The organism is Chitinophaga sp. LS1 (genome assembly GCF_034274695.1).
Lineage (GTDB): Bacteria > Bacteroidota > Bacteroidia > Chitinophagales > Chitinophagaceae > Chitinophaga.
This window is the reverse complement of sequence record NZ_CP128362.1, coordinates 1,145,933-1,165,610: the sequence shown is the minus strand read 5'-3', so window position 1 is coordinate 1,165,610 and position 19,678 is coordinate 1,145,933. Positions and strand designations below refer to the sequence as shown.

The 19,678-nt window shown below is 44.0% G+C and carries 12 protein-coding genes; 10 read left to right on the top strand and 2 right to left on the bottom strand.

Annotated features, from left to right (window positions below):
• The first annotated feature begins 2 nt into the window (after positions 1–2).
• From QQL36_RS04870 to QQL36_RS04825, 10 genes are all read left to right on the top strand, one after another.
• A complete protein-coding gene (locus tag QQL36_RS04870) occupies positions 3–1,511 on the top strand; it encodes a RagB/SusD family nutrient uptake outer membrane protein (protein WP_321569153.1) in 1,509 nt (502 codons plus the stop codon).
• Positions 1,512–1,560: 49 nt separating this feature from the next.
• Positions 1,561–2,529: a tartrate-resistant acid phosphatase type 5 family protein gene (locus tag QQL36_RS04865; protein WP_321569152.1), complete on the top strand. Its 969-nt coding sequence runs from the start codon at positions 1,561–1,563 to the stop codon at positions 2,527–2,529.
• Positions 2,530–2,695: 166 nt separating this feature from the next.
• Entirely contained in the window at positions 2,696–3,211 is a 516-nt protein-coding gene (gene msrB, locus QQL36_RS04860) for a peptide-methionine (R)-S-oxide reductase MsrB (RefSeq protein WP_321569151.1), read from the top strand.
• Between the two features lie 161 nt (positions 3,212–3,372).
• A complete protein-coding gene (locus QQL36_RS04855) occupies positions 3,373–3,975 on the top strand; it encodes an RNA polymerase sigma factor (RefSeq protein ID WP_083722575.1) in 603 nt (200 codons plus the stop codon).
• 69 nt (positions 3,976–4,044) lie between these two features.
• The gene (locus tag QQL36_RS04850; RefSeq protein ID WP_321569150.1) at positions 4,045–4,980 is read left to right on the top strand and encodes a FecR family protein; all 936 of its coding nucleotides are present in this window, start codon (positions 4,045–4,047) and stop codon (positions 4,978–4,980) included.
• Positions 4,981–5,128: 148 nt separating this feature from the next.
• Entirely contained in the window at positions 5,129–8,404 is a 3,276-nt protein-coding gene (locus QQL36_RS04845; RefSeq protein ID WP_321569149.1) for a TonB-dependent receptor, read from the top strand.
• An 11-nt stretch (positions 8,405–8,415) separates the two neighbouring features.
• On the top strand, positions 8,416–10,083 hold the full coding sequence (locus QQL36_RS04840) for a RagB/SusD family nutrient uptake outer membrane protein (protein ID WP_321569148.1): 1,668 nt from the start codon (positions 8,416–8,418) through the stop codon (positions 10,081–10,083).
• On the top strand, positions 10,084–13,275 hold the full coding sequence (locus QQL36_RS04835; RefSeq protein ID WP_321569147.1) for an alpha-mannosidase: 3,192 nt from the start codon (positions 10,084–10,086) through the stop codon (positions 13,273–13,275). It abuts the gene before it with no gap.
• Entirely contained in the window at positions 13,272–15,596 is a 2,325-nt protein-coding gene (locus tag QQL36_RS04830; RefSeq protein ID WP_321569146.1) for a glycoside hydrolase family 3 N-terminal domain-containing protein, read from the top strand. Before QQL36_RS04835 ends, QQL36_RS04830 begins: the two co-directional genes overlap by 4 nt.
• 474 nt (positions 15,597–16,070) lie before the next feature.
• Entirely contained in the window at positions 16,071–16,751 is a 681-nt protein-coding gene (locus QQL36_RS04825; protein WP_083722581.1) for a hypothetical protein, read from the top strand.
• A 159-nt stretch (positions 16,752–16,910) separates the two neighbouring features.
• Here QQL36_RS04825 and QQL36_RS04820 read toward each other — a convergent pair whose 3' ends face one another.
• Positions 16,911–18,413, bottom strand: a complete 1,503-nt coding sequence (locus QQL36_RS04820; RefSeq protein WP_321569145.1) for a glycoside hydrolase family 28 protein — start codon at positions 18,411–18,413, stop codon at positions 16,911–16,913.
• A gap of 172 nt (positions 18,414–18,585) precedes the next feature.
• On the bottom strand, positions 18,586–19,641 hold the full coding sequence (locus QQL36_RS04815) for a sensor histidine kinase (RefSeq protein ID WP_083722583.1): 1,056 nt from the start codon (positions 19,639–19,641) through the stop codon (positions 18,586–18,588).
• Positions 19,642–19,678: the final 37 nt, after the last annotated feature.

Below are 19,678 nucleotides of genomic sequence, written 5' to 3'. Positions count from 1 at the left end.
GAATGAAAGCATTATTATATATCGCTATTTCCGCTACGCTGATGATGGCTGCAGCAGGATGTACCAACCTGGATGTGCCTGTCGAATCACAACTGACCACTATTCCAAATACACAGCAAGGCTATGTGGCGGCGACTGGTTCTGTATACCAAAAAATGTCAAGTCAGTCCTTTGCGGTTGACTTCTGGAGAGTCATAGAATTGTCTACCGATGAGGCAATGATTCCAAACAGGAATGGTAGCTATTATGACAATGGCAGTTACATCAAGTTGCACAAACATAGCTGGACTACCTCAGATCTGGATGCACCATGGAACTGGGGATACAGTGGTATCTCGGAATGTAACCGGGTATTGAACCTGTTGTCAAAAGCTGATTCCAGTGCACTGCGTACACAGTTTACGGCAGAGATCCGTACGATGCGTGCGTTGTTTTACTTCTATATGATGGACTTGTATGGCAATGTACCAATCACCACTTATGGTAGTACAGAGAGCCCTACCCAGTCTACCCGTGCAGAAGTATTTGACTATATCGAAAGTGAATTGCTGGCCGCAGTACCGGGATTAGGTGCGCCTGCTACTGTAACACTGGAATATTACGGACGTCCTACTTTGTGGATGGCGTATGCATTGCTGCAGAAGCTGTACCTGAATGCAGAATATTATACAGGTACGGCAAGGTATGATGACGCGGTTACTTATGGGAATAAGATCATGAGCGAATCAGGATTGTCATTGGAAAAGAGTTATATGGATCTGTTTAGTCCGGATAATACAGCTAACAATGAAACCATCTTTGTGGCAGTATTTGACGCCAATAAAGCACAGGGAAACTATTTTACCCGTTACACCCTGCATGGAACATTGAAGGCGAAATACGGGCTTAATTTCAGTCCTAGTAATGCCATGTGTACTTCACCTGAGTTCTTTGATCTGTTTAGTTTAACAGGTGATGCAAGAGATACGACCTGGTTATCGGGTTTACAATATGATTTTGCGGGCACTGCGGTGAAGAATGGTAGTTATCAGCTGAACCTGACCCGGGAGATTACATTGACAGATGCGGCGACTATGAATGTGGGTGCGGAGGTGAATGGTGTTTCCTGTGGTGCAAGGTCTGTCAAGTTTTATCCTGACCCGAATGCGGTGAGCCGTTATCAGAACAATGATATTCCTGTACTGAGGCTGGCGGATGTATACCTGATGCAGGCGGAAGCACTGTTGCGTAGTGGGGGTAGCACCACTACAGCCGTGGAGTTGTTTAATAAAGTACGTGCAAGGGTGAGTGCACCTACGGTGACTACAATCACCCTGCAGGATATTTTGGATGAGAGAGGTCGTGAGCTGGCATGGGAAGGTTGGAGAAGGAATGACCTGATCCGTTTTGGTAAGTGGGAAGATGCGTGGGGCTTTAAGACCGGTGGTGAGGGGACTTTTAGAAGATTGTTTCCTATCCCGGCTACAGAGATCGTGTTGAATGCAAATTTAGTGCAGAACACAGGGTATTGATATTTGAATGCCGGCCATCACATGGCCGGCATTTTTTCAAATGTGATTAATGAAAAGAAGAACCTTTTTTAAACAGACAGCTTTTAGTGTATTAAGTACTTCCGTGCTTTCGTCTTTAAGTACCTACGCAAACATAGACGTTCCAGCAGCACCTTACCCTTTACAATTCCTCGCCATTGGCGACTGGGGCCGCAATGGCGCCGATCATCAGTTACACGTAGCCCGTCAGATGGGCAAGTGGGCCACCGAACACCCCAATCAATTTATTATCTCCACCGGCGATAACTTTTATCCCTCTGGTGTAATTAGTGAGCACGATCCCTTGTTTCACTATTCCTTTGAAAACGTCTATACAGATTTCTCCCTTCAGTGGGATTGGTATCCGATCCTGGGCAATCATGATTATAAATCTGATCCTGACGCCCAGGTACGATATACCAACATCAGCCGTCGATGGAAGATGCCGGCACGTTATTATTCCAAAGAGTTCTCTGTAGGAAAGGAGGGTAAGGTGTTGATGCTCTTTATTGATACGAACCCTATGTTGCCTGAATTTTATGATAACCCTGAATATGGCCCGCATGTAAAAGGGCAACACCCCGAAATACAACTGGAATGGATCAACCAGACCCTGGCTGCTGCTGACAAAGATGTACGCTGGAAGATCGTGGTAGGGCATCATCCCATGTATACTGCCGGACCACGGACTACAAATTATGATACATTGGGAATTCGTAAGACGTTGGAAGAGGTTTTAGAAAAACATAAAGTGAACGTATACCTCTCCGGTCATGACCACTCTCTCCAACACCTGAAAAGTAGCGGTGTCACCCATTATTTCATTTCCGGTGCCGGTTCTGAAGTCACTCCAGTTAAGGATGGATTGCCTTACAGCCGTTTTCAGGCGGCAGATTATGGCTTCATGTACTTCTCCGTTGCAAAAGATAAACTGAATGTAAAGGTGATCAATCACGAAGGGAAACTCCTCTATGAGACCTTAATTTACCCGGTTGCGTAAACGATATTCCCATTCAGGAACCATTTGTTCCCTCATGGCATCATTTTACCCAATGATGGGGGGAAATATGGAACACGACTAACAGGAAAGCGTTCTGACCGGGCTAAAATGTCATGCAATCTTAATTGGTCCGAATTTCGTTATTATAAGTATAATACTATAAATAATGAGAAACGCATTATACCTGAGTATGCTGTTATGTACGCTTTTCAGTTGTACCGGCAGCGCTCAGCAAAGTAAAAATAAATCAGATATGCATAACCCGTACTACTCGCGCACAGACACTTCCCATTTGAATGTCAGCAATGCGGAATGGAAAAAGATCCTGCCTGCGGATTTATATGCTGTAGCCAGAGAACAAGCTACAGAAAGGGCTTTCACCGGTAAATACTGGGATGCAGATACCAAAGGTACTTACTACTGCGCCGTTTGCGGGAATAAACTCTTCCGCTCCGACGCTAAGTTCGCCAGCAGCTGCGGTTGGCCAAGTTTCTTTGAAGCAGACCGCCCTAATAGCGTGCTCTATAAAGAAGATAACTCCTACGGTATGCAACGTATTGAGGTGGAATGTGCAAGATGTAATTCACATTTAGGTCACATCTTTGACGATGGTCCTCCACCTACAGGAAAGCGTTTCTGCATGAACTCCGTTTCCCTGGATTTTGAACCGGATGGTCACTGACAAATGGTCAGATAAATAATTAACGCCTCTGCCAACAGCAGGGGCGTTTTTTTTGCCCCTGTATGAAAAAACTGAAAGATTATACTATTTTGGCTACGAGATACAATTAACCTAACCTTAATCCCCTTTACTGTCCGCATTCTATAATTTTGCAGTGTCATATGGGAAGGAACTATCAACAACTTGATGAGGAGTCATTATTACGCGAGATTAAATACTATGATAGGGAAAGTGCTTTCCAGGAGCTCTTTTACCGCTATCAGGACCGTGTATTCCGTTATGCCATTAAGATTGTCCCTACCAGGGAGATCGCCGAAGAAATCCTACAGGACGTATTCTTAAAAGTCTGGAATTACAGGGTACAAATAGATGAAAACAAGCCTTTCTCTGCCCTGCTCTTCAAAATCGCTAAAAACACCATTTTAAACACCTTAAAGCAGCAAAAGACTCACCAGCAGCTGACCCCAGACACCATCGACAACCTCGCTTTCCACATCAATCCTGAAAATGATATGGTCTGGAAACAATACGTTTCCATCCTGAACGACGCCCTTGCCACCCTGCCTGACCGCTGTAGAGAGATCTTCCAGAAAAGCCGGTTCGAAGGCCTCTCCTATGAAGAAATTGCCCAGGAATTGGGGATTTCTAAGGACACGGTACGCCTTCAGATCATTAAATCCCTCAAACAGCTGAAGAAATACCTGCTCATGCACCCCGGTTTTGACGCAGTTCTGATGGTCATGTACCTCGTGATTATCAGCTAAGAAAAATATTTTTCCTCCGCATAGACCTCTTTTTATTTTTTACTGTATTTAATAGTATAAACACATTTTGTGCAACCTGATCCAACGACGCAATTGAAAAAATACTTCTCAGGTGAATGTTCCAGAGAAGAGCAACAACTGATTGAACAGTTGTTGTTAACTGAAGACAATGCCGCCTTTTCTGCTTACTTACAGGCGGAATGGGAAGCTTTGCCAAACAATGTCATCCCCGATCAGACCCTTGCCGCTGAAAGATATGCGCGATTATCTAAAAAGATGCGCACTAAGCCAGATAGAAGAATATGGTACTGGGCGGCTGCAATTGCATTATTATTCATCATACCTGTTAAGTTTTTATTTACAGGTACACAATGGGAAACCATTACTACCGGTACTGGTGAGCATAAAGACATATTACTTGCCGATGGCTCGCATGTATGGCTGAACTGTGCCTCCTCTATTACATTTGATAAGAAGTTCAAAGAGCGGAAAATTACCCTTCAGGGGGAAGCATTTTTTACGGTCACTAAGGATGACGCTAAGCCATTTATCGTTTCGTTCGATCATTATTATACACAGGTACTCGGTACCTCGTTTGATATCAAAGCCTATGGCGCAGAACAACCGATCGTTACCGTCACCGAAGGAAAGGTGGCTGTAGGGGTAACCGGTGCATCCAACTATGATGTGCTCACTGCCCATGAGCGACTGACTATATTCCCTACTGCAAATACAAAAGAAATTATCCCAAATACTGCCCGGATTGTAGCATGGCAAAAAGGAGAAATACAGTTTCACCAGACGAAGTTAACAGACGTAATTTCCGAATTGGAAAGATGGTATCATGCCGACCTGGTGATCGCTAATCCCAATGCCAATATGCCGACGTTTACAGCGGTCATCAAGCCTAATACCACCCTGGAGGAAGTGCTGCAAATTCTGAGCATGACAAATAAGATCTCTTACCGGCAAGCAGATAATAAAATTATAATCACCGCAAACTAACACAACTATGACCTACATGGCAACATCACACATCGCGTCGTTCCAGGCATAAAAAAACGGAAGTGCTGGTACCACTTCCGCTAACATTCCTGAGAATTACTTTTTCAAAATCACAGAAAAAATAACACTAGAAAATTCGCACAAATTTATGGAAAATTACCTTAGGGGGCTAAGGCAGGGACTATTATTTGCCTGTATTTTTTGCCTTAGCATTACCCATGTGCTCAAGGCCCAGGCCAACGAACTGGACAACGTCCGGATATCGGTCTCATTTAATAAGATCAGCCTTTCACAGGCCTTAGAAATTATTGGACAAAAAAGTAACTGGGGAATTACTTTTGATGATAGAGATGTATCCAACACACGTCCTATCTCTTACCAGGCGAATAATACAAGTGTTACTGACATTCTGCAGTCCATTCTCAAAGAAACTTCTCTCCAATTCAAAACTTACAAGACCACCATCGTCATTTATCATGCAAAGGATCAAATCGCAAATGGGAAGGTGCTTGACAATAAAGGGCATCCTTTAGTAGGTGTGAACATTGTTGAAAAAGGGACACATAATGGCATTACTACCGATGGTAATGGCAACTTCTCTCTCAAGGTCTATAACAATGCCATGCTGGTATTTAGTTATATCGGATTTGTTACTGTAGAACGTGTTGCGGCAACAAATATGTCTATCACTATGCAGGAAGATATGGGTAAACTGAATGAACTGGTGGTGGTCGGTTATGGTACGCAAAAAGCCAAAGACCTTACCGGCGCTATTTCTCATATTGATATGAAGGGAAAGGAAAACTCCGCTACTACTGATCTTGTACAGGCATTGCAGGGTATTACACCCGGATTGAATGCGAAGAGTGGTAGTATGGCAGGTGAAACAGGTGGCCTTTCTATTCGTGGTAAGACCTCTCTTTCTGCGAGCGATGTACCGCTCATTATTGTTGATGGCGTGATCTTTAATGGGACGACTGCCGATCTGAACATCAATGATATCGCTGCTGTCGATGTACTGAAAGATGCGAGTTCTGCGGCTGTATACGGTTCCCGCTCTGCAAATGGCGTACTCGTGATCACCACAAAAACAGGTAGTTCTGATAAGCCTTCTTTTAGTCTGAATGCTTACTATGGTAGTCAGGATCTTGCTAATACACAGATGACGAAGATTATGGATGCGGAAACATTTGCCCGCAGACTCGTGGATTATTATTATCAGCAGGATCTGTATAGCTGGTATGCCACAGGGCCTGGCAGTGCAGATAACCGACCTGTCAGACCTGATGTGAATGACAAGGATGTGGTCGCTTCCTACCAGCGAACGGATGAAGAAAAAAACAATTACCTGGCAGGTTATCATATCAACTGGCTGAATGAGGTGTTGAGAGATGCGCCGATTCAATCCTATTCTCTGAGTGTATCTGGCAAAACACCAAGAACCAACTACTATTTATCTACTTCTTATGCCGATCAGCAGGGGATTGTCGTCAATGACCAGTTCAAACGACTCACTTTCTTTGCCAAATTTGAAAATAAAATTACTGACTGGTTGAAGATCGAATTCGATCCTACTTATACACACCGTGATTATTCAGGATTGGAAACATCGCTGAATGATGCACTTATAGCCAGTCCGCTGGGGAATAAATACAATGAAGCAGGACAGTTTCCCGTATATATTGCCAGTGAATCCTATGCTTATCATCCACTGGGACATCTGTATGTTACTGATAATGAACCTAAGGATAATTTAAACCTGGTGCTGAAAGGCAGATTGAGAATACCTGCTATCGAAGGGTTGGAATATGAGTTCAACTACAACAAGAACTATATCTTCAACAGGCATTTTCAGTACTTCCCTAAGTCAGTAGCAGAGGGCGCTCAGGTCAATGGTAGTGCCGGCAAGTCGATTACAAACCAGACCAAATGGCTGGTCAATAATATCATTACCTACAAGCATACTTTTAATAAGATACATAATATCGACGTCACTTTATTGCATAGTGATGAGGAGCTGACCAGCGAAAGTACAACCGCCTCCGGTACGGGTTTTAACTCTGAAAAACTGGGCTATAACGCACTTGAACTGGCTGAAGTACAAACCAGTTCCAGCGCAGGTTCCAGGGAGTATACCCGGTCTTTTCTGGGTAGAGTGAACTATGGATTTAAAGACCGCTACCTCCTGACAGCGACTGTGAGAAGAGATGGTTACTCTGGTTTTGGTAGCAATAAGAAGTGGGGCAACTTCCCATCTGTATCCCTCGGTTGGGTGCTGACAGAAGAATCATTTTTGAAGAAAACAGAATGGCTGGACTTCCTGAAGTTAAGATTGTCATACGGTACGAACGGTAACCAGGGGATTGGCGCTTACAACAGCCAATCTGAAATGAGCAGTACCAATACTGTATTTGGCGCTAACACCGCTATCGGGATCTATGCCGCCTCTATGGGTAATGATGACCTGGGATGGGAAAAAACAAAATCAGTAAATGTGGGTGTGGACTTCCGTTTTCTGAATAACCGTATCAGTGGTAGTGTTGATGTATATCATGCGACTACTACCGATGTATTGGTACAAAGAGGGATTCCTACTATTTCAGGTAACTCAAGTGTATGGGATAATATCGGTGGTATCAAAAACCATGGTGTGGAAGTAAGCCTGGAAACACAGAACATCAAACAAAAAGACTTTAACTGGACTACCGCGTTTGTGTTCGCTCTCAACAGAAACAAGATTACCAAACTGTATAATAATGTGACTAAGGATATCGGCAATGGCTGGTTTGTAGGGCATTCTATCAATGCCGTGTACGGCTATGAAACGCAGGGCATCTGGCAGGAGCAGGATTTGTTTAACAAAACCATTATGTCAGGTTATTATCCTGGTCAGTTTAAAATCAAAGACCAGAATGGAGATGCAACGATCACCGCAGATGGGGATCGTAAAATTCTGGGTTCTACAGATGCTAATTACCGTTTTAGTATCAACAATATGTTTAGCTACAAACGTTTTTCATTGAGCATCTTTTTGAACTCCATACAGGGTGGCAATGGTTACTATATGGCGGGCAATACCAGCGTATTGGTGACAGGCGGTACGGACAAAGCCTATCGTTTGAACAGACCTAACGTACGTGCCTACTGGCGGCCGGACAATCCTGTGAATAATGCACCAGGTATGTATTACAATCCAAAGATTGCACCTACGGTATACCAGGATAAGAGTTTTGTACGCCTGCAGGATGTAACCCTGTCTTACAATTTCAATAACAAGTTGATCAATAAGTGGGGTTTTAATAACCTCCGTGTGTATCTGAGTGGCAGAAACCTGTATACCTGGACCAAATGGTCCGGCTGGGATCCTGATGTGCAGGCGCCGGTGATCAGAAGCTTTATTGGTGGTGTAAATACTTCCTTCTAAAAAAGATGACAATGAATTGTAAAAATATTTTCCTGGGAGCGGTTAGTTTATTCTTGATGGCTTCCTGTAGTAATAAGGTACTGGATGAAAAACCGATAGATTTTGTATCGGCAGCCAATGCTTTTGAATCGCCCAGTGATGTAGAAATGGGGGTAGTGGGCTTGTATAGCCTGGGGCGTAACTGGTATAGTAATGTGGACGAGAAGTATATGTTTTGTTATGTAGCGTTGGGTACAGACGAAGCCTATTATGGTGAAGACCCTGCTGGCGGTACTTTGTGTAACTGGGATACAGAGATTGTACCTACTGGTTCGCTGCCACAGCAATACTGGACCAAGGCTTTTGATTTGGTATACCAGGCCAATACGGTGCTGGAAGGGATTGATAATTTTGAATGGACGGATCAGACGCAGCGTGCAGGATATGTAGCAGAAGTACGGTTTTTCAGGGCATTCAGTTATCGCATCTTAGTAACTATGTATGGTGATGTGCCTTTGCTGACAAAGCCTGTTACTACGCCACGTACTGATTTTGTAAGAGCCGGTAAGGATTCTGTCTATGCCCTCATCGAATCCGATCTGGAGTATGCTGCTGCCAACCTGCCAAAGAGAGGTAGCGAAGCGGCTTCCGGAAGATTGACGCAGGGTGCTGCCTGGCATTTGTTAAGCGATGTATACCTGGCACAACAAAAATACCAGGAAGCGGCAGATGCAGCTTCACATGTCATAAACGATTACGGCTATGCATTGATGACAACACGGTTCGGTACACAGCTGAATATCTTTTCCACCGAAAATGCATTCTTCGATCTGTTTACCATGGATAACCAGAACCTGAGTAATAATACAGAAGCCATCTGGGTGATACAGAATGAACCTAATACTACCGGTGGTGGCCAGTATTCTGGCGAACGTGCATTTGGTCCTGCTTATTATAGAATAGGTAATGCGCCTGATGGGGTAAAAGCTATCCGGGGAGAATTGTATAGTGGTAGTTATACCGGCTATAGTGATACGCTGGGCAGACCAGTCGCCTGGTGCAGACCTACCAATTACATTGCTTACGACATCTGGAATGGCGACTGGAATGATGACAGGAATACAGAAGCCAATGTTAAGAGACATTTCTATTTTGACAACCCCGCTTCTTCTTATAATGGGAAAGTGATCGACTGGAAACTGTATACCAGCCGATCAAGTCCACTGAAAGATTCGACACAATACCTCTTCCCTTATTATATGAAAGTGGCTGCGCCATTAGATCACTATACTGACCTTGGGAGGTCTGGTGGTGGGTACAATCACAAAGACCTGTATGCTATGCGTCTGGCAGAGACCTACCTGTTAAGGGCGGAAGCTTATTTAGGACTGGGGGATGCAGGCAAGGCCGCGGATGATATCAATATAGTTCGTAGCAGATCACATGCTTCCAGCATTACTGCAGGCGATGTGACTATCGATTTTATTCTGGATGAAAGAGCAAGAGAATTGTATGCGGAGGAGTGGCGGATGCTCACATTGATGCGATTAAAAAAACTGGTAGAACGTGTCAGGAAGTATAATAATGATCCCTCGAACCCTGGCGTAGGGATACTGGATCATCAGAATTTATTTCCTATACCGCAGTCTGATATTGATTTAAATACAGGCGCGGTGTTAACACAAAACGACGGATATTAAATGAAAAAGCAGATTTTAATTTTTGCAGGTGTACTGTGTTTTACATGCTTAAAAGCACAGACTAAATACAACATTGCAAAAGATAAGGTATTATATACGATTGGATATTCACACCTGGATACGGAATGGAACTGGGATTATCCCCAGGTGATCAATGAATACATTAAGAGCATCATGACGGAGAACTTCCCTTTGTTTGAGAAGTATCCGGATTATGCTTACAATTTTACCGGCTCACGTCGCTATCATATGATGAAGGAGTATTATCCTGATTTATATCAACAGGTGAAATACTATATCGCGAAAGGCAGGTGGCATGTGTCCGGATCTTCTGTAGATGAGGCAGAGACAGTGATGTCTACACCGGAGTCAATATTGAGGCAGGTGCTGTATGGGAATAATTTCTTTCAGCAGGAGTTTGGTGTCGTGAGCCAGGATTATATGTTGCCGGATTGTTTTGGGTTCCCTGCAAGTTTGCCGACGGTGCTACGTCATGCTGGTTTGATCGGGTTTTCTACACAGAAGTTAACATGGGGCTCTGCAGTGGGTATTCCGTTTAATATTGGAACCTGGTATGGTCCTGACGGCAGTGGGCTGGTGTCTGCATTGAATGGTGGGGCATATGTGAGTCATGTACCGGTGAGGTTGGACCTGGATGAAGGGTGGAGTAAGCGATTGGAGAATAACAGGAAGAAATCAGGATATGCATTTGACTTTCATTATTATGGTGTAGGTGATCAGGGTGGTGCACCAAGGGAGAATGATGTGAAACATGCAGAAGGGAGTTTGAATAATCCGGATAGCAAGTTGAAGGTAGTGTTGACATCTTCTGATCAGATCTTTAAGGACATTACGCCGGAGATACAGCGTGATTTGCCAACATATAAAGGAGAGTTGTTACTCACAGAGCATAGTGCAGGTTCTATTACCTCACAGGCGTTCATGAAGAAGATGAACAGGAAGAATGAACTGTTGGCGAAGGCAGCGGAACAACTGGCTGTGGTAGCAGATTATAAAGGTGCGGCGGTGTATCCTTTCAATAAATTGAATAATGCGTGGGAGTTGGTATTGGGTAGTCAGGTGCATGATGTATTGCCGGGTACGTCTATTCCGAAAGCGTATGAATATGCGTGGAATGATGAGTATGTAGCGGCAAATGGGTTTGCAGCTGTGTTGGAAAATTCAATGAAAGCTTTGGCGAAGGAGATGGATACACGTGTGAAAGGGCGGGCAGTAGTTGTGTATAACCCATTGGCGATTGAACGGGAGGATGTAGTGGCGGCTAGTGTAGTATTTGATAAGGTGCCGGAGGGGATTACAGTGTATGGTCCTGATGGTGTACCTGTTAAAAGTCAGGTATTGCAGGTGTCTGATCACACATTGAAATTCATCTTTCAGGCAAAGGTGCCATCTGTTGGATTGGCCGTGTATGATGTAAGAAGCCAGGTTACAAAAGTGACCTCCGGTTTGAAAGTTACCGATCATTCATTAGAAAATGAGTTTTATAAGGTTCAGATCAGTGCAGATGGGAATATTGCCAGCATCTATGATAAGGTTACAAATCATGAGCTGTTAAGTAACCCTGCTGTACTCGATTTTCAATCAGAAAAATCTTATACCTGGCCCGCATGGAATATGGACTGGGATGAGCGTCAAAAACCACCATTTGATCACCTGGACAAATCAGCTACACTGCGCGTGGTGGAAAATGGTCCATTGCGCATAGCGGTAGCCGTGAGCCGTAAAGGATTGGGCTCACAAATTACCCAGATTTTGAGTCTTGCCGCTGGAAGCAAACGTTTGGAGATTGATAACCTGCTGGATTGGCAATCGAAAGGAGTGAGTCTGAAGGCGGCATTTCCACTCACAGCTGTGAATGATAGCACTACCTACAACATGGGCGTTGGCACGATTGCAAGACCCCGAAACAATGAAAAGGCTTACGAAGCGCCTTCCAATCAGTGGTTTGATCAGACAGATAAGAGTGGGCAATTCGGGGTATCGATACTGGAAGATTGTAAGTATGGATCAGATAAGCCGAATGATACGACCCTGCGTTTGACACTGTTGTTCACACCTAAACCTGATAAGCGTTATGTCGTGCAGGGTACGCAGGATTGGGGCAGGCATGCATTTAAATATGGCATTTATGCACATGCCGGCGATTGGCGTAAAGGGTTGACTCCCTGGCAGGGACAGGCTTTGAATCAACCTTTAATGGCATTTGAAACAGATGCGCATGCAGGTAAAGATGGCAAACAGGTTGCTATGCTGACAATTAGTACGCCACAGATTGGCCTGATGGCGTTCAAGAAAATGGAACATTCTGATGATTATTATATCGTGAGATTAAACGAGCTGCTGGGTATCGATACACATGGCGTCACTGTACAGTTTTCTGCAGGTATCGCAGATGCTTACGAAGTGAATGGCCAGGAAAAGCGGATTGGACCAGCAAAGTTTGATGGGCAGCATGTATTTTTTGATATGGGACATGATGCTATCAAATCCTTTGCTGTAAAATTTGCTCCAACTGTAGCAGTTAAGAGCGTAGTGGCACAGGCGCCTGTGTCACTACCTTTTAATGTAGATGCATTCAGCTATGACAATAACAGGGACGATGGTAACCTGAAAGGCAGATATAGCTTACCTGCAGAACTGTTGCCGGATACGATTGTGAGCGAAGATGTGGCCTTTAAAATGGGGAGTCGTGCAGATGAAGACAGCAATGCCGTAATTTGTAAAGGGCAGGAAATCGTGTTGCCGGATGGGGACTATAATGCCGTGTATCTTTTAGCAGTAGCTGATAAGGATACGGTGGGTGATTTCCGGATTGATGACCATGTGGTACCTGTAGGTATTCAGGAATGGACGGGATATATCGGTCAGTATTATAATAGGCGTTTTGAGCAGGATGAGATCACGGTGAAAAGTATCGCTGATCCTTTTGTGAAAAAAGACAACATTGCTTGGTTTGCATCGCACAGGCATCTGGCTTACCCCTCAAAGAATGAAGCCTACAATTATAGTTATATGTTTAAATATCGGATAGCTATACCTGCACATGCAAAGCGGATCAAGCTGCCGGAGAATAAGAACATTAAAATATTTGCGATCACAGTAGTGAAAGAGACAGCAAAGGATGTAGTAACTTTGCAACCTTTGTATGATGATTTTAGTTATAAATTATGAAGAAGATATTACTAATACTTTGTGCTATACTATTCCACTCTATTTCTTATGCTCAGATTGATTTTAACAAAAATGGAAAAAAAGATGTGTATGAAGATGCAAAGGCGAATATTGAAGACCGGGTCAGGGATTTAATTTCACAGATGACGGTTGAAGAGAAAACCTGTCAGCTGGCCACATTATATGGTTCGGGAAGGGTGTTGAAAGACGCCCTCCCTACGCCCGAATGGCAGCATCAGATCTGGAAAGATGGGATTGGTAATATTGATGAGGAACATAATGGTGTTGGGAAATTCAAGTCGGAATTTGCTTTCCCTTATAGTAAGCATATTGAAACAATCCATACTATTCAAAAGTGGTTTATTGAAAATACAAGGTTGGGTATTCCTGTTGATTTTACCAATGAAGGGATCAGAGGTTTGTGTCATGACAGGGCGACTTCTTTCCCGGCACAATGTGGACAGGGGGCTACGTGGGATAAGCAGCTGATCTGTCAGATTGGTGCTATTGAAGGAAAGGAGGCAATGGCATTAGGATACACTAATATTTATTCCCCTATACTTGATATTGTACAGGATCCTCGCTGGGGCCGTGCTGAAGAAGTGTATGGCGAGGATCCTTACCTTGTCGGTCAGTTAGGCAGGCAGATGATATTAGGTTTACAAAAGCAGGGTGTAGCGGCAACAATCAAGCATTTTGCGGTGTATTCCGTGCCGGTGGGTGGTAGAGATGGTGGTACCCGAACGGATCCGCATGTAGCGCCGAGAGAGATGAAAACCTTGTACCTGGAGCCTTTCAGAGTAGCGGTAGCAGAAGCACATCCTATGGGTGTAATGAGTTCCTACAATGACTATGATGGTGTGCCTGTAACAGGGAGTGCTTATTTTCTGACGGATATATTAAGGCACCAGTGGGGGTTTGATGGGTATGTGACTACTGATAGCAGGGCGTTGGAGTTCATTTATGAGAAGCATAAAGTCGCTGCTGATATGGAAGATGCAGTGGCGATGGCTGTGAATGCAGGTGTGAATATCAGAACTGATTTTTCTATACCGGAGGATTTTCTGCATCCGTTACGACAGGCAATCAAAGATGGTAAAATATCTATGGAGATGTTAGATCAGCGGGTGGCAGAAGTATTGCGTGTGAAGTTTCGGTTAGGCTTGTTTGACAACCCATATAGAGGAGATGCCAGTCAGGTACATACGGCTGCCGCTCAGGCGTTGTCGCTGCAGGCCGCCCTGGAATCTATTGTATTGTTGAAGAATGAAAATCAGATGCTGCCATTGAGCAAGTCGCTGAAATCAGTGGCGGTCATTGGTCCCAATGCCAAAGAAGTAGAAGGATTGTTATCCAGGTATGGTCCTGCAAATGCACCATTGATGACGGTGTATGATGGTATCAAAGCGATGTTACCAGGTGCGATGGTGGGATATGAGAAGGGATGTAATATAATAGGGCCGCATTTTCCTGAAGATGAGATTTTACCTTTTCCTGCTGATAGTGCGGAGCAAAATATGCTACAGGCGGCGGTAGATCTGGCTAAAAAATCAGCGGTAACTATTCTGGTTTTAGGTGGTTCTGAAAAAACGGTACGTGAAGATCGTTCCCGTACAAGTTTAGACTTGCCGGTGGTACAGGAACGTTTGTTAGAAGCGGTGTATGCTACCGGAAAGCCAGTGGTATTAGTATTGTTAGATGGTCGTGCGGCCACGATCAATTTCGCACAGCGGAATATTCCTGCTATTATTCATGGATGGTTTCCGGGGGAGTTTGGTGGTAAGGCGATTGCGTCTGTATTGTTTGGAGAATATAATCCGGGTGGAAAACTGGCAGTGACTTTCCCAAAATCAGTGGGGCAGATACCTTATGCTTTTCCTTTTAAACCGGGTTCAGAGGCATCTTCTAAGACATCGGTATGGGGGGCTTTGTATCCCTTTGGTTTTGGGTTGAGTTATACCACATTTGGATATAGTGATCTGAAAGTTACTCCTGCGCAACAGGGACCCGAGGGAAATGTGACAGTGAGTTGTAAGGTGAAAAATACAGGCGCTGTAAAAGGTGATGAGGTGGTGCAATTATATATTCATGATGCTATTAGCAGTGTGATCACTTATACACAGGTGTTGAGAGGGTTTGAGCGTATTACGCTGGCCCCGGGGGAAGAAAAGGAAGTGAGCTTTGAATTGGGTAAGCATGAGTTGGGGTTGTGGGATATCAATGACCATTTTACGGTAGAGCCCGGGAAGTTTGAGATTATGGTCGGGAGTTCTTCGAAGGATATAAGGTTACGAGGCAGTGTTGAAATTGTCAGTAAATAAATAGAAAGCTGCTGTCTTTGTTAAGATTATTAGTAAATAAATGTAAGAGCGTGTATCAAAAGTAAGATACACGCTCTTTTCATTCGGATACCTGATGGAGCCAGGTTTCCATTAATGCTGGTCTAAGGAGGTTCATTTATTTTTGATATATCCTGTTTTTTTTTGCTGCCTGAACAAAAGGGCGATAGAAATGTTAGACCATGTATGTGGTCAATGAAACAATGAGCGGACCTACAATTTGATATTATAAAGTGGCATGGGCGCCCGGATCATAAATCATGTGACCTGGGTCTGCTTTGTGACGAGGGGAAAATGAGTTGATACTATTATAGTATACTTATCTAAGGTATTGTTTGTTTTTAAAATATGACAGGGTATTACCCCTCCTGTTTTCTTAATAAAAAGAAAAACTGGTTGATAATCATTTTTATTTGAGATAGTGTAAATTGTTGCCGGGTTCGTAAAGCTATCCTAATGACGTCCAGAGAAGAATTACAATCAGCCATAGACCATCAGCTCCGGGTAATACTGGAGAAATATCATTGTGTTCGCGGAAGTATCAGATTTCAGACGCCGGCATTATTATCCATGAATGGGATCAGAAATGACGGAAAGCCGGTATTGATATGGCCGACAGATAAGAAATTGGATACCCTGGTTTCCAAATACGTATTCCAGGAGCCGGAACTGGGCGGATTGATCGTACAGGCAGATCTGCTCATGGATCAATTTGTGTATAAGCAGGTGAGCAAGGGCCGCCTCCAACAGGAAGCACTGCAGGTGCAAAGACAAAGAGATCAGGAGGCCAGGGTACAGCAGCAAAACTGGCGCCGCCTGCTGGAAAGCAAGACGGAAAGCTATGGGGTGGAATTGGCGGAAAAGGTGGCGGAACGGTTGCTGACAGCTAATTTTGGATTTGGCCACCGGGATTATTGTGGAATGGGGTTGGAATACCGGAATGGGGTTTATTATTATGGTGGTTTGTGGGATGGGATCATGGATGATAAGGTACTGTCATTTACCGCTAAAGCCGAATTTGTGAGTTGGTTGGCAGGGCAGTCTGATGCGGGGATGGCCAGGTTGAATGAGGCGGATGCTTTTTATTGGGGGAACCAGACGGTGACGAGACAACGATTACAGGAATTTATTCTATAAGGGCTGACCAAAAAGTAATGGTCAGCCCTTATTTATTTCGGGTACCTGATGGAGACCTGTCATCGTTTAAGCAATTGTCACGACCTTCATTTTGCTTTTTGGCCAGCCCCAGGAAATTCGGATACCCGATGACGTCAGGTAATATGTTGGTTCTTTTTATTATTCTTTAGTCAGGTTCGGATCGTCTACTACCGGCCCCTTTACATTATTTAATATGATCAGCGGTCTGGAAGCTGCTTTGTTTATCTTCACCTTTTCCAGTTTCAATCCATTTACATCATCAAAAATACAAGCTGTACGGAACTCCTCTCCAGTATAGCTCAGTTTTACATTTTTGAAAGTAATACCATCCGCATGTCTCACATAAAAACCCCATGCTGGCAATTCTCTGAACATGGAGAATTCAGGATAATCGCTGATCGCTTCTGGAATACGATGTAATGAATCTACATTGATATTCGCTACCGCCATGCTGGATTTCTCGGTGTAGGTGATATCTATATTTTCCAAAGTCACATCCTGTATGTGATGACCGGGTATGCCATAGATGCCGGCAGGGAAAGTGTTATGTTCAAAAAGCTCTCTTGGCCCTTCCATATTATACCCTGCATCAGGTTTGGTAGCTGGGATCTCCGCTTTTACATTAGAAATTCGCACTTTGCTGAGGGTACCGGGTTCACGACGTGCCTGGCGCTTGCCCAGGCGAAGGAAGATGGCATTACCGGTATTCTTTGCTGTGATATTGCTGATATCAATGTTTTCCACAATTCCGCCATCTACCGTTTCAATAGCGATAGCAGAGCGGAAGGTATTGTATACATAGATGTTTTTTACAGTGATATTTTTGAATCCTCCCCAGGAGGCGGTGCCCATTTTGAACCCACTGGCGCTGGAACGTACCTTACAATTGGCGATGTAGATGTTCTCACAAAGTCCTGCGGTATCGTGCGATTTCAGGCAAATGCCATCATCGGCTACGTCAAAGCTGCTGTTGGTAAGCTTTACATTTTTGCAGTCTACCAGGTCAATGCCGTCGTTATTCAGGAAGGTATTGCTGATCACTTTGATGCTGTCGAAGATCATGTCCGTACAGCTTACATAGTCCTGTATCCAGCAGAGACCATTCAGGATGGTGACATTTTTCACCGTTACGTGCTGACAATTTGTGAATGCAACCAGCTTTGGACGGTTGTTTTCTTCAGGTCGCATTTGTCCCCATTCGTTGTAATGCTGCCATTCTTTATCTTTTAGTGTGCCTTTTTTTAGCATGTCAAAAATATCTTTCAGGAGCAGTTCTCCTTGTCCATCGATGGTCCCTTTCCCCGTGATGCCGATATTTTGCTGGTTGTTGGCAACGATCAGGGCAGAGGCTTTGGCTGGACCATAATCCTTACGGCTGGTGGTTGCGAGAAGGAAGGAGTTGGGCGCCAGGTGCAGGGTGACACCAGATTTCAGGGCGATGACACCGGTTACGAACTTACCGGCTGGTACGACTACTGTACCGCCGCCAGCGGCAGCTGCTTTGTCGATAGCTTCCTGGATGGCGGTGGTGTTGTTGGTTTTGCCATCACCTTTGGCGCCGTAGCTGGTGATGGGGAAGTTTTTTTGTTGCGCAGATAGTTGAAAATAGTTTAAACATAACAGTAGAATCAATACCCTCATATCGTGTTGGTTTTATATGAGCAACAAGATAATAATCTCATTGCGAAAAAAACAGCTTCCACTAATGTCGGCAGCCATTTTTTTCGGGAGGGTGCCTGCGGCAGGCATTTCCACCGGGTACGATGTGTAGCCGTGAGTGGATTTAATAATGTGTCTTATTTTAACCGGCATTTTAAATTGCAAGCGGGAGTATCTCCATTGCATTACCGGCGTCGGCGTTGATTTGTAGCTGGATGGTGAAATTGTCCGGTTTTTCCTGGATATCTAATTGGTATTGACCAGGGTATATCAGGTCCAGTCTTCTTCTTACATTCTGTAATCCAATACCGCTGTATTGACTGGATGCCTTGTCTGTCGTGCTATTGCTGACCCTGAAAAGTAGTTGATCTGCCTCTATTTCCAGGTGAATATTGATCCAGTTTGCATCCTGACCTGATACATGTTTAAATGCATTTTCAATAAATGTCATCAGTATAAATGGTGCAATTGAAATATGCGCAACAGGTTTGTCAGTAAAATGCACTTGTATGCGGGTGCTTTTATTCTGTCTTAATTTTTCCAGTTCTATAAAGTTTTCCAGGAAAGTTATTTCCTTATCGAGTGGAATGTGTGGATCATTACATTCATACAATTGGTGCCGCAATAATTCAGAGAATTTGGCCAGTGAAGCACTTGCTACATCAGGATTTTTATGGATCAGGAAGAAGATAGAGTTAATACTATTGAATAAAAAATGTGGATTAAACTGATTGCGCAGAAACTGCAATTCTGTTTCCAGTTTTTCTTTTTCTAATAATTGCTGGCGTTCTTTTGTTTGCATCCAGTGTTTGGCCAGCTTGATACTCATGGCCAGGGTCATACTTGCCATGGTACTGGGCAGGGCTTTGCCAACAAATCCAAAGAAACAAAGATCACTGGGAGTGGGAATGAGATAATACCCTCCTACTATACACAAGGTGGCGGTTGCCAGTGTGAGCAACAGGTAGCCCATGTAAGCCTGGTATTTCCCTTTCTGAAGAAATTGAGGAATGAGGTAGTACAAATTGAAATATACTGCCACCGCCTGAAAAACGACGTAAAATGCGAACTCTACGGCATGAGGGGTGAACAGGATGGTATTGGCCGCTTTGAGCGGATCGCCATAAGACACTACCCACCATGCATAATGATACATTACCCAGAATGGCAGATGGTAGAGCCTGTAACGAAATAACCAATGCTTTTCCATATCCCTAATTTACGAAAATATGCTGTGGCAGTGGGTA